The 662-nt window shown below is 64.2% G+C and carries 1 protein-coding gene; it reads right to left on the bottom strand.

What is annotated here, in order from left to right; all coding sequences use genetic code 11:
* A partial coding sequence (locus AC07ZS_RS29885; protein ID WP_494802047.1) for a response regulator occupies nucleotides 1-572 on the bottom strand: 572 nt, incomplete at its 3' end.
* Between the last annotated feature and the right edge of the window lie 90 nt (nucleotides 573-662).

Here is a 662-nt window from a genome sequence, read left to right as displayed (position 1 = left end):
GGCCTGTGGGCCTCGTCCACGGCGGACAGGAATTCGCTGAGCGTGAGCGCGCGATCAACCGGTTTGCCCATCAGGCTTGCCGAGCGCGGCGAGAGCCGCAGGTCGCCGGTGGCGGTGTTCAGCTCCATCGTGCCCATGCTGGCGGCGTCGAGCGCCTGCAGCAGCAGTCGCTGGTTTTCGGCCAGGGCCTTCTCCACCGCATGGCGCTCCAGCGCCATCTGGATGGTGGCGTGCAGCTCGCGCTCGGAGAACGGCTTGATCAGGTAGCCGTAGGGCCTCGTCTGGCGCGCGCGCTCCAGCGTGGAGTCTTCGGCATACGCGGTAAGGTAGATCACTGGCACCGGGTTCGTTTCAAGGATGCGCGCGGCCACATCAATGCCGTCCATGGCGCCTTCGATGTGGATATCCATCAGGATCAGGTCGGGGCAGGATTGCGAAAGAAGCTCGAACGTCTCGTTTCCGGAGACCGCCACGTCGGGCACGTGGTAGCCCATTTGGGCGAGTCGTTGCTGCAGGTTGAATGCGACGATGCCTTCGTCTTCGACGACAAGGATGTGGGCGGAAGCGTTCATGATTTATCGCCCAGGCGAAAGCGCAGGGTGAATCGGGTGGGGTCCCTGCGCTGCACGTCGAGTTGCCCATGCAACTGCCGGGTGAGCAGG

This window comes from Hydrogenophaga sp. GW456-12-10-14-TSB4 (assembly GCF_059424305.1).
This window is presented reverse-complemented; position numbering and strand designations above follow the sequence as displayed.